Origin of the sequence: Psychrobacter sp. MF31 (assembly GCF_012847335.1) — a bacterium.
Lineage (GTDB): Bacteria > Pseudomonadota > Gammaproteobacteria > Pseudomonadales > Moraxellaceae > Psychrobacter.
In genome coordinates this window covers 87,955-101,045 of sequence record NZ_JABBDX010000003.1, presented here as the reverse complement: position 1 = coordinate 101,045, position 13,091 = coordinate 87,955, and the positions used below count along the sequence as shown (strand labels likewise).

The 13,091-nt window shown below is 44.0% G+C and carries 14 protein-coding genes; 7 read left to right on the top strand and 7 right to left on the bottom strand.

The annotated features are described in order from the left end of the window. Position 1 precedes the first annotated feature (1 nt). Together HF322_RS05510 and HF322_RS05505 are read left to right on the top strand one after the other, a co-directional pair. Entirely contained in the window at positions 2-1,339 is a 1,338-nt protein-coding gene (locus HF322_RS05510; protein ID WP_223193186.1) for a DUF1513 domain-containing protein, read from the top strand. After that, on the top strand, positions 1,336-1,989 hold the full coding sequence (locus HF322_RS05505; protein ID WP_169392409.1) for a M48 family metallopeptidase: 654 nt from the start codon (positions 1,336-1,338) through the stop codon (positions 1,987-1,989). Before HF322_RS05510 ends, HF322_RS05505 begins: the two co-directional genes overlap by 4 nt. A gap of 15 nt (positions 1,990-2,004) precedes the next feature. On the opposite strand, the gene HF322_RS05500 is transcribed toward HF322_RS05505, so the two are convergent. After that, positions 2,005-2,919, bottom strand: a complete 915-nt coding sequence (locus tag HF322_RS05500; protein WP_169392408.1) for a hydrogen peroxide-inducible genes activator — start codon at positions 2,917-2,919, stop codon at positions 2,005-2,007. Positions 2,920-3,167: 248 nt separating this feature from the next. Between HF322_RS05500 and ahpC the strand changes: the two genes are divergently transcribed. Together ahpC and HF322_RS05490 are read left to right on the top strand one after the other, a co-directional pair. Continuing rightward, positions 3,168-3,734, top strand: coding sequence for an alkyl hydroperoxide reductase subunit C (gene ahpC, locus HF322_RS05495; protein WP_169392407.1), 567 nt, complete (start codon positions 3,168-3,170; stop codon positions 3,732-3,734). A gap of 270 nt (positions 3,735-4,004) precedes the next feature. Next, positions 4,005-4,880 carry a glucose 1-dehydrogenase gene (locus tag HF322_RS05490; protein WP_219848180.1) on the top strand — a complete coding sequence of 292 codons (876 nt, stop codon included), beginning with the start codon at positions 4,005-4,007 and terminating at the stop codon, positions 4,878-4,880. Between the two features lie 139 nt (positions 4,881-5,019). Here HF322_RS05490 and HF322_RS05485 read toward each other — a convergent pair whose 3' ends face one another. After that, a complete protein-coding gene (locus HF322_RS05485) occupies positions 5,020-5,268 on the bottom strand; it encodes a YdcH family protein (protein WP_169392405.1) in 249 nt (82 codons plus the stop codon). 466 nt (positions 5,269-5,734) lie between these two features. Between HF322_RS05485 and ahpF the strand changes: the two genes are divergently transcribed. Then, positions 5,735-7,309, top strand: a complete 1,575-nt coding sequence (gene ahpF / locus HF322_RS05480) for an alkyl hydroperoxide reductase subunit F (protein WP_169392404.1) — start codon at positions 5,735-5,737, stop codon at positions 7,307-7,309. Between the two features lie 76 nt (positions 7,310-7,385). Here ahpF and HF322_RS05475 read toward each other — a convergent pair whose 3' ends face one another. The 4 genes from HF322_RS05475 to HF322_RS11780 form a co-directional block, all read right to left on the bottom strand. Then, on the bottom strand, positions 7,386-7,718 hold the full coding sequence (locus tag HF322_RS05475; protein WP_169392403.1) for a TIGR01244 family sulfur transferase: 333 nt from the start codon (positions 7,716-7,718) through the stop codon (positions 7,386-7,388). 78 nt (positions 7,719-7,796) lie between these two features. Beyond that, positions 7,797-8,135: a beta-lactamase hydrolase domain-containing protein gene (locus tag HF322_RS05470; RefSeq protein ID WP_223193185.1), complete on the bottom strand. Its 339-nt coding sequence runs from the start codon at positions 8,133-8,135 to the stop codon at positions 7,797-7,799. Between the two features lie 221 nt (positions 8,136-8,356). Then, entirely contained in the window at positions 8,357-10,075 is a 1,719-nt protein-coding gene (locus HF322_RS05465) for a SulP family inorganic anion transporter (protein WP_169392402.1), read from the bottom strand. Between the two features lie 94 nt (positions 10,076-10,169). Next, on the bottom strand, positions 10,170-10,673 hold the full coding sequence (locus HF322_RS11780) for an ArsR/SmtB family transcription factor (RefSeq protein ID WP_375138528.1): 504 nt from the start codon (positions 10,671-10,673) through the stop codon (positions 10,170-10,172). Between the two features lie 388 nt (positions 10,674-11,061). Here HF322_RS11780 and HF322_RS05455 point away from each other — a divergent pair, with 388 nt between their 5' ends. Then, entirely contained in the window at positions 11,062-11,952 is an 891-nt protein-coding gene (locus tag HF322_RS05455; protein WP_169392401.1) for an MBL fold metallo-hydrolase, read from the top strand. 264 nt (positions 11,953-12,216) lie between these two features. Further along, positions 12,217-12,654 (top strand): co-chaperone YbbN, encoded by a 438-nt coding sequence (locus tag HF322_RS05450; protein WP_219848179.1) that lies wholly within the window; start codon positions 12,217-12,219, stop codon positions 12,652-12,654. 13 nt (positions 12,655-12,667) lie between these two features. Here the strand turns inward: HF322_RS05450 and HF322_RS05445 are convergent, their stop codons facing one another. Next, positions 12,668-13,072 (bottom strand): hypothetical protein, encoded by a 405-nt coding sequence (locus HF322_RS05445; RefSeq protein ID WP_169392400.1) that lies wholly within the window; start codon positions 13,070-13,072, stop codon positions 12,668-12,670. Between the last annotated feature and the right edge of the window lie 19 nt (positions 13,073-13,091).

Below are 13,091 nucleotides of genomic sequence, written 5' to 3'. Positions count from 1 at the left end.
GATGAAAAAATCCTTTGCTCGTGAGCTGCTGAATCTAACATGGCTTAGCTTGTCAGGAACGACAGGCTTGGTTGGCGCGCATCATTATTACCGAAAGCGCTCAAATCCGAATGCCAAAATCAGCGACTACGTGTCTGGCGCGTTTGGGGCGCTAAGTTTTGCGGCTAAATCGAAAGCGACTTTTGCAAAAAATCCGGCAAAGCAAGCTATCGCGTCAAATAAAATCAATGACGATCATATCACGACGTGGCTACCGCGCCCCATCGCTTGGGTCAGCGGTGTGGCTGCCATGCCAAAATCGGTCATGCTTGACGACAACGACGCTCAAGATTTTGGTGTCGTCGGGATAGATGCTGAGCGGCAATTGGTTTGGCAAACTACTATGCCTGAGCGCGTTCACGATATCGTTGTTCAACCTAAGCCCACGCCAAATCAAGACGATGCCGCCAAGCGCCATGTCGTGGTCATGGGTCGCCGACCAAGCGCGTGCTTTTGGGTATTGGATAGCGCCTCAGGTCAGGTGTTGCATAGCATTAAAGCCGCTAGCAACCGCCATTTTTACGGTCATGCTTGCTTTAGTCTTGATGGTCAAACGCTTTATGTCAGCGAAAATGATACGGTCAATTTAACCGGTAAAATTGGCAGTTATGACGCGCAAAATGGCTACCAAAAAACTGGTGAAATTGACGCTCACGGCATTGGACCTCATGAGCTGATCATGCACCCAAAAGGTGACATGCTTATCATTGCCAATGGCGGCATCAAAACTGAGCAAGCGTCACGCGAGGAGCTGAACCTTGATACCATGCAGCCGGCGCTAACTTACCTTGACTGTCAAACTGGCAAACTACTTGCGCAAATCACCCCGCAGCATAACCAAATGAGCATCCGTCATTTGGACATTCATGAGGATGGCACAGTGATGATTGGCGTTCAGTTTCAAGGCGAAAAGCATTTAAACTTGCCGCTGGTATTAACCCATAAGTTTGGTGATGACACGCTTTTGCCGCTTACCATGCCCAATGACAATTGGCATATGTTTCATCACTATATTGCCAGCGTTGCTGTGGACAGCCAAAACAATTTGTTGTGCGTGACCTCACCCATTGGCGGCGTGGCAGCCGTTTTTGATTTAACATCAAAAAAGCTGATTGAGAGCATTTCGCTACCGGATTGTGCAGGAGCGGCAACTTTTATCAATGATAGCGCTAATTTTATCGTTAGTGACGGTCAAGGATTGCTTACAACAATTGGCGTAGATAAATCGCGGCAATCAGTAAGCGCTGATCATCAAAGTCAGCGAATGTCCTTTGACAATCATTTGCAAGAATTGTCATGACGGCAAAAAAGAGCTTAAGCCTAGAAGCAGTTTATAATGAGCTTGCAGCTAACGGAATTACGCTCAATATATCGCCAAAAAAAGTTAAAAATATCAACTTTCGCTTAAAGCCCAATGCGCTTTTTGTGACGTATCCCAAAGGCATTGCTGACGACTATTTATTAGCAATGCTGACCAAACGCCTGAATTGGGCGATCGGTCAGCATGAGCAATTGCTAAAACAAACCGCGCAAAAAACGGCGTTTTTACCCAATGTTGATGATGAAAATGCCGAAAATAAAGTGTTACTTTGGGGTAAGCCGCAACTTATCGATACAAACGGTCGCGCCATCACCGAGTTTTACCGTGATGAATTAAGTGCTATCGTTCCAAATCTACTGGCAAAATGGCAACCAAAAACCGCAGTTGCCAGTGAAGTTCGCTTTAAAACCATGACAACGCGCTGGGGCAGCTGTAATACAAGGGCGCGGCGGATTTGGCTGTCAACGTATCTGCCCGCATACCCCATCGAATGTACCGAATACGTTCTCGTTCATGAGCTTTGTCACTTAATTCACCCCAATCACAGCCGTGATTTTTGGCAAGCGGTCGCTACTGCCATGCCTGATTATCAGCACTGGCATGACTTACTTGCCGGAAAAAGCGTTTAAAATATGAAAGCTTAATTATGATTCTGCGTTATTTTCATCGGCTAATAGCGCTTCAGAAAATACTTTTCCTAATAAATTAACATCATCAACGCGAGCATAGTTAAGGCGAGTAACAAACGCAATTCGCCGGTGTGGTCCTTGTTCCGTCAGCGGAACAGCAACCGCGTTTTGATTTTGCAACTTTAACTGATCAAGCGCCATTTTTGGTACCAACGTCGTTCCCATATCAGCAAGTGCCATTTGAATGAGCGTGTTAAGGCTGGCTTCAGAAAAGCTTGATTTCATCTGCTCGCGGTCAAAATGACAAACGGATAAGGTTTGGTCAGTTAAACAATGACCCTCGCCAAGCAGCATCAAATTTGCCGCCGCCAACGCATCAGCATCAATGGTGTCAAGCTTGGCGTGTTCATCGTCTTTAGCAAACACCGCAAAAAAATCTTCCGACCAAAATTCAAAGCTGTGAAGCCCGTCAACCGCGTAAGGCAGCGCGATAATGGCGGTATCAATATGACCGTAGCGAACCTGCTCAAGCAAGCGCTCGGTTTGTTGCTCGATGATGGTCATTCGAAAATTGGGAAATTGAGCTTTGAGCGCTGGCAAGACTTTAGGTAACAAATAAGGCGCAATCGTTGGGATAATTCCTACCGTCATCGGGTAGGCAAGCGGCGTTTGGTGGCTTTGCGCTCGCGTGGTCAAGTCATTAATTTCAGAAAATACCCGCTGCGCCCGCGTCAAAATCTCCTGACCAATCGGCGTAATTAGCACTTGCTTATTATTGCGCTCAAAAATCTGCGTATCTAACTGCTTTTCAAGCTCGGCAATCCCAAGGCTTAGCGCGGATTGTGAGATATTGCACTCTTCAGCGGCGCGCTTAAAATGTCGATGCTTTGCCACCGCTAACGCAAACTCAAGCTGGCGTAACGTAATCATAATCGCCTCATACTAGTCATTTTAGAAATCTGAAAGTTTAGTTTAACAAGTTTAATAAAACAAAACATCAGAATAAAAACTTTTAACTAGATAAACCGTGAAAATCGCGTATAGTAAATCAAGTACCGCAAGCGCTCATGATGATTTAAATGATTGTTGATATTTAAATAATTGTTAATATTTAGATGATGGTTAAGCGCTTAAAAATTTTAAAGGTAACTCATCAACCAACAATAAAGGAGCCGTTCATGGCAGCTATTATCAACCAAGAAATCCCAGAATTTTCAACCCAAGCTTATGTCAACGGTGAGTTCAAAACCATCACTTCTGACGACGTGAAAGGCAACTGGGCGATCTTTATGTTCTACCCACATGACTTTACCTTCGTTTGCCCAACTGAACTTGAAGACATGGCAAACCATTACGAAGAGCTTAAAGGTCTTGGCGTTGAAGTTTACGCCGTATCAACAGACACCCATTTTGTTCACAAAGCTTGGCACGACTCATCAGAAGCGATTGGCAAAGTTCAATACCCAATGCTTGGCGATGGCACAGGTAAAATCACTCGCGGCTTTAACATCATGATCGAAGAAGACAACGCTGCCCTTCGTGGTACGTTCTTAGTCGATCCAGACGGTCTGATCAAAGTTGCTGAAATCCATGACTTAGGCATCGGTCGCAGCGCAAAAGACATGGTTCGCAAAGTAAAAGCCGCTCAGTACGTTCGTGAAAACGACGGCGAAGTTTGCCCAGCAGCTTGGGAACAAGGTCAAGCCACATTAAAACCAAGCCTTGATTTGGTTGGTAAAATCTAAGTTTTAGTAAAAACTTAAACTTAAAGGCAATGAAGTTAAAATCATTTGGCTGTCGTTGTCCTTTCAAAACCCCGTCATTTTATGATGGGGTTTTTGTTTTTAATTATTCTGATTTTTAAAGGTTAACGTTTTACAACTCATCTACAATCTTTCACCAAAGCCCATCTGCAATACTTGAGTACTTGGCTATGCTAAGAATGGTTCGCCCAAAACTTTTTATTATCAGTAAATTGAATTTAAAATCAACCTCATAAGTAAAATAATAAGGAGATGACCATGAGCCAAGATCAAACCAACGACAACGCCTTTCCAAAGCAGCAGCAAGACTTGCCGGGGTCACAAAGTAAGCAGCAACCAAAGCCTGAAGTGCTACCAAAAGACTTTCCCAATGGTAAACTTGCCAATAAAGTTGCTGTGATTACGGGCGCCGATAGCGGAATCGGTCAAGCCGTTGCTATTTTATTTGCCAAAGAAGGCGCGGATATTGTCGTGAGCTATCTTTGCGAAGATGAAGATGCCAGCTTTACCAAAAAGCACGTTGAAGCTTACGGTCGCCGCTGTTTGCTTGTTGCCTCTGATTTGTCCGTTGAAGCCAACTGCAAAGCGTTGATTAAAAAAGCGGTTGATGAGTTTGGCAGTATTGATATTTTAGTGAATAATGCCGGAATGCAAATTGAGCAAGACTCATTAACGGATATCAGCACCGAGCAATTTGATAAAACGGTTCATACCAATTTTTATCCGCATTTTTGGTTAAGCAAATTTGCGCTGCCGCATATCAATAAAGGCGGCAGCATTATTAACACGACTTCGATTACCGCTTATCGCGGCAGCGACCATTTAATCGATTATGCGGCAACCAAAGGCGCGATTTTGTCCTTTACTCGGGCGTTGGCAAATAATTTATCTGGATCAGACAAAGGCATCCGCGTGAACGGCGTGGCTCCGGGTCCGATTTGGACGCCGCTTATTGTGGCGTCTTTTACGCCGGACGAAGTGGCTAAATTTGGTAAAAGCTCGCCGATGGGTCGGGCAGGTCAGCCCAATGAAGTGGCGCCGGCTTATTTATACCTTGCTAGTGATGACGCCAGTTACGTAACCGGTCAAGTCATTCACGTGAACGGTGGCGAGATAATTGGCGGTTAGTCACGCTTTAGTAACGCTTTAAAAATAGTAAATCTATTAAAAATAAAAACGGCTAACGATAAGAAGTAGCCGTTTTTGTTTGATTATGAATTTTATAATTTTTTAGTTGTTAATTCTTTAGTGATTAGTTTTTGGTTGGCTAAGCGCTGACCTGAAGCTTGGCTTTGTCAATTTGGCGGAAAATTTCATCTTTGAGTTGAAGTTTTCGGCGTTTCATTTGCTCGATTTCGTCATCGCGGCTGGCATTGGTAATGACATCGCTTGATAAGCGCCGAATTTTTTGGTCAAGATCGCTATGCTCGTCAAAAATGTCATTAAAGTGGGGGCTTGATGCTTGCAGTTCGCGGATGGTATCGCTGTGCTCTTGCCATTTTTTTGCTAAGGCCATTATATTATCCTTTTATCAGTGATGAATGGTTGGTGATAATATTACCTATGTTGAATAAATAATAATTGTCGATTGCTCACCTTTATAATAATTGCTTTAGCGGTAAAACGGTCATCAATTCGCCTGATAGCTAATGCCGTTTTTTACTTAACCGCCTCTCGATTGTAGCGAAATCATCAAGCAAATTCTATGCTTGCAATTCTCGAGTGAGTCATAAAATATGAGATATAAATTTAAAATTTAGGATATAAAATAAATTATGATTTGTTTTTTAAATGCTAGCAATTGAGTTTCTAAGCTGGCAAATGCGATCAAAACCTTTGATAATAGTCTCATCGGCGCTAAAACAATATCGAGTAAAGCTTAGAAATTGATTTTGAAATCAAAGCGTTACTTGATAAATTTTAGAAAGCTTAACAATATATTTTTACAAAATTGATATCATTATTAACATTAAGGAATTTTTATGATTGATAAAGGCTTGATTGACGCGATTAAAAGCTACAGCGAAAAAATGACTCGACCAGTAAGTTTTGTGATTGGCGCGGGCGATCACGAAAAGCGCTCGGAGCTGATCGACTTTTTAACTCAGATTGCCACTGCCACGGACAAAATTCAGTTTGATGCCAGTGTTACCGACAGCAGCTTGCCGACAGGGGTCAGCTTTACCATTCGCCCAAGCATTGATGGCAAGCTTGATGATACAGGGATTGTCTTTAGCGGCATTCCGGGTGGTCATGAGTTTACCTCATTGATTTTGGCAATTTTGCAGGCAGGCGGTCACACGCTTAAGCTTGATGACGGCATCCAAAAGCTGGTCAAGCGCTTTAATCAGCGCATGCAGTTTCAGACCTTTGTCTCACTGTCCTGCCATAGCTGCCCCGATGTGGTTCAAGCGCTGAACCAATTTGCCTTATTAAATGATGGCATCAGCAACGAGATGATTGATGGCGCGTTGTTCCAAGAGTTGGTTGACGCCAATAATATCCAAGGCGTTCCGGCGGTCTTTTTAAATGGCAAACCGTTTGCTAACGGTAAAATCGATACCGCAAAATTGCTTGAAAAGTTACAAGAGCAATTCCCTGATTTGCTATCAGGTGAGGTGGATAGCGAGGAGCTAGAGCAGCAAGACGTGACCATTATTGGCGCGGGACCTGCAGGCGTTGCTGCGGCAATTTATACCGCTCGCAAAGGCTTAAAAGTGACCATGGTTGCTGACCGAATTGGCGGTCAGGTCAAAGACACCCAAGACATTGAAAACTTGATTTCGGTGCCTTTAACAACCGGAAACGCATTGTCAGCGAACTTTGAAACGCACTTGCGCGAGTATGACATCACCACCAAAGAGCACGTGAGCGTTAAAGAAATCAGCGAAACGCCGGATGAAAACTACCGAATCCATCTCAACACAGGTGAAAGCTTTGCCACGCGCAGCATTATTTTGGCAACGGGCGCAAAATGGCGCAAGCTTGGTGTCCCAGGTGAAGAAGAAAATATCGGTAAAGGCGTGGCGTATTGCCCACACTGTGATGGTCCTTTTTTCAAAGGCAGAAAAGTAGCCGTCATCGGCGGTGGTAACTCAGGAATTGAAGCGGCGCTAGATTTGTCCGGAATCGTTGAGCATGTGACGGTGTTTGAATTTGCTGACACGTTAAAAGCGGATCAAGTGCTTATCAACAAAGCGCGCGAAAAAGCCAATATCGATATCATCACTAGTGCAGCGACTAAAGAAATCAAAGCAACCGACAATAAAGTCAGCTCGATTGTTTATGAAGACCGCAACACTGGTGAGATTAAAGAATTAGAATTAGCGGCGGTATTCGTGCAAATTGGCTTGGTTCCAAATACGGAATTTGTCAAAGGTTTTATCGATTTGAACCGCTTTGGCGAGATTGAAATCGATGAGCGCTGCCGAACGGACCGCAAAGGTATTTTTGCTTGCGGCGATGTGACCACCGTCCCCTTTAAGCAAATCAACATTGCTATGGGTGAGGGCAGTAAAGCGGCATTATCTGCATTTGAATATTTGGTAATGCAATAATTATTTACTTCATAATAAAAAATCCCGAAGCCAAGGTTTCGGGATTTTTTTAATTTTGCTTTTGATTGGATGATACTTAATCGTCAAGCAAATCCATTTGTTTAGCGACTTCATAAATACCGGTGGAGCGGTTTCCCGTTCGGCAAAAAATCAAAATCGGCTGCTCGGCTTGGTTAAAAAACTCAGCAAAGTCCTCAACATGCTGCTGGGTCAAACCATTTCCTGAAAACGAGACTTCTTTATAAGCAAGTCCTGCCTCTGTTGCGGCTTTTTCGATCTCAGCGCTCGTTGGCTGGTTAGGTTCTTCGTTATCAGGGCGATTATTGATGATGGTTTTTATGCCGTTTTCAGCCAGCATCGGTACTTGCTCAGGGGTAATTTGACCGGTAATGGTCACGTTATGACTCATATCAACTCCAAGAAAACGGTAGGGATGGCTAATAATATCAAGTTTGGCTTAAAGAATTGGGACAATTTGGTGAGCAAGTTATAACAAATCTTGCATTAATGCACTTTGGTAAAGCAGCTTGGCGCGAGCGCCAGTACCGCAAAACATCAATACGGGCTTTGGGCAGCGGTTATAAAATTCAGCAAATTTTTGAATGGTATCAAGGCTTAAGCGCTCTTCGTCAAAGGGCAAATAACAATAAGCCAAATCGGCTTTTTGGGAGGCGGCTGCCAAATCGGCGCTCAAGGGCTGCGATTCAATTTCGCTGTCTGGGCGAATATTGATCACGGAGCGAAAGCCAAGGTGGGCTATTTTGCAACACTGACTGGGATAAATTTGCTTATAAATGGTGAGATTGTCCGAAATCATAACTGCCATTACCGTAACTTGTGAGAAATTTTAACTCGAAAGGTTTTAACTTTTGGTAGTCAAAAAATGAAATAACTGATAGTCAAAAAAGGAAATAATACTTGATTATTTATCAATATATCGAATTATTATAAGGAAAAATGAAGTTAATATTTATAACCTTTTTGAATAACAATATCACAAATTTTTGAGCATTGGCATAATCGTTGATTTATAAATTGGTAATAGTTTTATAAAGATTTAGAATTTTTTAGGGCATCAACCGCTTCCATCGTGCTCATAAAGACAGAACCGGACAAGTTAGTAATCAGAGGCGTGTTGCCGATTCTGTCCATGACCGGACCTTTAATAAAGCTAAAATGTAGCCGTTTATGATTGGCAACGAGTTCTTGATTTAAGGTAATGAGCATTTCTTGAGCGGTTAAATCAATATGATTGACCGCTGCCATAATCAGTACGATTTCGCAAGCGTCAGGATAGCGGCGCATGGCTTGGGCGACGCGTTTATGAACCGACTCACTATTGCCAAAAAATAAGCTTTCATCAATTCGCAGCAGCAGTAAATTGGAAAAAGTAACGACATCATGGCGGTTGATATTGCGAAAATGCCCGCTGTCTGCAAGCTGACCGACCACGGCAACGTGCGGCTTGCTCGATTGCCAAATGAGACTGGCAAACGAAACCATAAGTCCAATAATCAGCCCTGAATTTAACCCCAAAATCAGCACGCCAACAAACGCCGCTAAAAAGCTTGCAGCATCCAAGCGGTCGCGTTGCCAAGCATCTTTGAGCGTTTTGACATCAATAAGACCAATGATTGATGCCATGATGGTCGCGCCAAGTAGCGCGTAGGGCAGTGGGGCAAGCGTGTTGCTAAAAACAATAAGCGCCAAGACCATCACAAGGACAGTCATGACACTAGCAACGGGTGATTTGGCGCCTGAGTCGGCATTGATGGCAGTTCGCGAAAAGCCGCCTGCAACCGCAAAGCTTTGAAAAAATGCGCCGCTGATATTTGCAAGTCCAAGTCCGGTCAGCTCGTCATTGGCATCAAAGCGTTCGCCGCGAAGGCGCGCGTAAGTACTGGCAACGGAGCTGCTTGAAACAAACGCAATGAGCGCCATTAGCCCTGCTGTTGGCAGCAAATTGAGCGCTTCATGAAAATCGGGCAAATAAGGCAGTTTAAACGCAGGTAAACCTTGCGGAATAGCGCCAATAGTTGCTACGCCATAAGCTTGCCAATGAAAGGTGATGCTTAAAAAAATTGCCATCACCAATAAAATTAATGGAAATAAGCGCTCCGCCCAAATGGCTTTAGATTTAGGCAGCCAAGAGCGCCAAACCCAACGGCTGCCATAGCGGTTGGCGATAAGTAAAAAAAGCGCGGTCATTCCTAGCAGTAACGTCAGCGGATGCCAATCCATAAAGTGGCGCTGAATACTGGTTAAATAACCGATGATGCTATTGCCGCTGACCGGAATGCCTGTAATATATTTTAGCTGACTGATAAAAATCAGCACCGCCGCGCCGCTTACGAACCCTGCCGATACGCCGCGGCTGATAAATTGCATGATCCAGCCAAGCTTGAGCTTCCCTGCAATAAACAGCAAAGCGCCGACCATAAGCGCCAGCAAACTTGCCATAAGCGCATATTGCGCGGCGCCTTTATCGGCGTACTCATGAAGGCTACTTGCCGTCATAATCGCCGTAATCGCAACAGGTCCTATCGCCTGAACGCTGCTTGAGCCAAGCCAAGCGTAAACCAAGACCGGAACAATGGCGGAATAAAGACCATATTCTGCCGGAAGCCCCGCCAATACCGCATATCCTAAGCTTTGCGGCACCACCAAAAATCCGACCACAAGCCCTGCCACCAAATCCGTTGGCAAGTTTTTGAGCGGGTATTTGGTGATCCAGTCGGGGATCAAGCGGTCGGCAAAAAAGCCCATAGCAGTCTTTTTGGTGGTAAATGAAGCTTAATTTTAACACAGTCTTTTGTTATCACCGCGACCTTTGAGCTGTACTAAGTTATTACTTAAGGCGCTATTGCGCGCCATTACCGCAAAAACGCTCATAAAGCAGCTGCAAAACTGCTAAAGCATCATTGCTGGCAATGCTATAGTAGATTTGCTTGCCCTCGCGGCGGGTGGTCACAAGCTTGTCTTTGCGTAAAATCCCAAGCTGCTGCGACAGGCTTGGCTGACCGACGCCTACCAAGCTTTCAAGCTCGCCAACACAATATTCGCCTTGGGTGAGTTGGCAAAGTAGCAACAAACGGTCGGGATGCGACAGCGATTTTAGCAATTGACTGGCTTTGAGCGCGGACGACTGCATTTGCTGCGCCAAATCAGCCGCCAAAACGCTTGCTGGTTCTTGATGTTGGTCAATATCCTCGCCGTTGGCAGCTTGTTGCTGAGTCATTATGGTGTGACTGGCAGGTGCGGTTGGCAGATCTTGAATGCTGGTCGATAGCGAAGGGTTCAAAACTGACTCCTTAGAAGGCGCCGTCGATAATGGGCTGGCAAAAGGCGATGCATGAAGAATCATAAAAACAGTCCGTGTTTATAAATAGGCGATCACCGTGACCGCCATTAGGGTTAATAGGAATGACTAAAACTAAGGGTTACTAAAAATAAGAACTACTAAAAATAAGAGTTATTAAAATTGAAAGTAAATAAAACTATTTATTCAAGTGATCAACAACGTATCATAAGTTTATTATCAAGATCTACTTTACTTGATGTTTATGTCAATTGTATTAAATATCAATATATATAATTACATTATATAGTTTATAATTGTAAAATCTATGCTATATTGATTAAAAGTTTAGCGTCGTATCAAAAGTTATTGGTTTGGTTGATAAAGTAAACGGCTGATAAATAAGATATAAAATTAAAATAACGAGTAGCTGGTTTCATAAGCGGGGGTGGTCATGATGGTTCATTCTTTTTTGCATCAAGACAGTAAAACGTTTTCACATATTTTAGTTGATTCCAAAAGTGAGCTTCAAGTTTGTGCAGTTATTGATCCGGTGCTAGATTTTGATGGCAATTCTGGAACGACGAGCACGGAAAGTATCGATCAACTGATTGCGTTTATCCAAGAGGCAGGCTGGCAGCTTGAATTTATTATAGAAACGCATGCCCATGCTGATCATTTATCCGCCGCTGCCTATTTAAAGCAAGTTCTTGGCGGCAGCTTAGTTATCGGTCGCACCATTACCCAAGTGCAAAAAATATTTAAGCAGATTTATAACCTAGATACAAGCTTTCGCACCGATGCCAGCCAATTTGATTTATTATTGGACGATGGCGATACCTTAAAGCTTGGTAGCATAACCATCAACGCCATTGCCGTTCCTGGGCATACGCCCGCGGATATGGCGTATTTAGCAGTTGATGGTGACGATCAACTTGTTTTTGTTGGCGATACCTTATTTGCGCCCGATGTCGGAACGGCGCGTTGCGATTTTCCAGGCGGAGATGCGGCGACCTTATTTGATTCCATCCAAAAGCTGCTTGCGCTAAAAGAAGACACCGTGATTTATTTATGTCACGATTATCCACCAACCAACCGTGATTATTGTGCCACCTCAAGCGTTGGTGAGCAAAAACGTCGCAATATTCATGTTCAAGATGGCATCGATAAGCTGGCATTTATTGCCATGCGCGAAGCTCGCGACCGCAATCTTGACATGCCAAAGCTGATAATTCCCGCCGTTCAGGTCAATATTGATGCAGGAAATCTACCCGATCCTGAAGCCAATGGCATCCGCTATTTAAAAGTGCCGCTTAATGTTTTGGGCAATGCTAACCGCCAATAATGAGCTTTTTTAAGCGCTGTTCCTTAACCAGTAAACCGTAAGCGTTTGCAATAAATCGTAATTGCAAACCAACTAAAACTTGTGGTCATGATAGGCTAGTTAAAACTGGATCGCTAACATAGCAAACGCATTAAAATATCGGCTATTCTAACCGCAATTGCTCTTAGAATTAACCCCTATTTTCATCATGGTTTATTCTAATTGCGATTATCGTTATTGTAAACGATAAAATAACTGACCTTATAAAATAAAAAGGAGCGCATAATGACAAGTAATGTCCACTTAGTTTGCCTAAACTGCCAAGCCTTCAATCGTATTCCAAAAGCCAAAATCAGCGCTCATCCCAACTGCGGCAAGTGCAGCACGCCACTATTGTCAGGATCGGTTCATGAATTGAGCGACCGCTCTGTACAAAAAATCATCCAAAAAAATGAAGTGCTGACCATCATTGATTTTTGGGCAAGTTGGTGCCAACCGTGCTTGATGATGGCGCCACAATTTAAAGCCGCTGCCAGTCAGTTGCCGCAAGTGGTGTTCGCCAAGTTGCAAACGGACAAATTTGAGCAGGCAGCAGCGCCTTACAACATCCGTAACTTGCCGACTATGGTAGCTTATAAAAACGGTGTTGAGATTGCGCGGCAATCAGGAGCACTTCCTACCGCGCAAATCGTCCAGTGGGTGCAAAGCTTATCGCAAAGCTAGTTTTTAGCTCAGCTTATTCGCCGTAAATTTTGATGCCATTGGCAAAGCTGCACTGCTTGATTCGCGCTGATTGGACAATGGCATCACGCTCGCCAAAAAGCCGCGATAGTTTTGCATCACGACCTTGGTTGTTGTTATTTCTGCCAACGCCAAAGGAAATATTTGGCGAAATTCCCCAGCGCCCTGCTGATACTCCAACACCAACGCCGGAAGTTGAAAATCCGGATTGCTGATTTTGCGTGGCATTAATATAGCGATTCACGCGGGTGAACTCTTGATTTAAGCTATTACAATCATAGCTTTGGTAGGTGCTTGGCGCGATATATTGCGGCGTAACATTGCCGGTACTGGCGCAGCCGCCCAAGCTAAGCGCTGAAACTGCCGCGGTGATTATTGCCATTGGCGTGATGAGTTTCATAACATATCCTTAGTTTTTG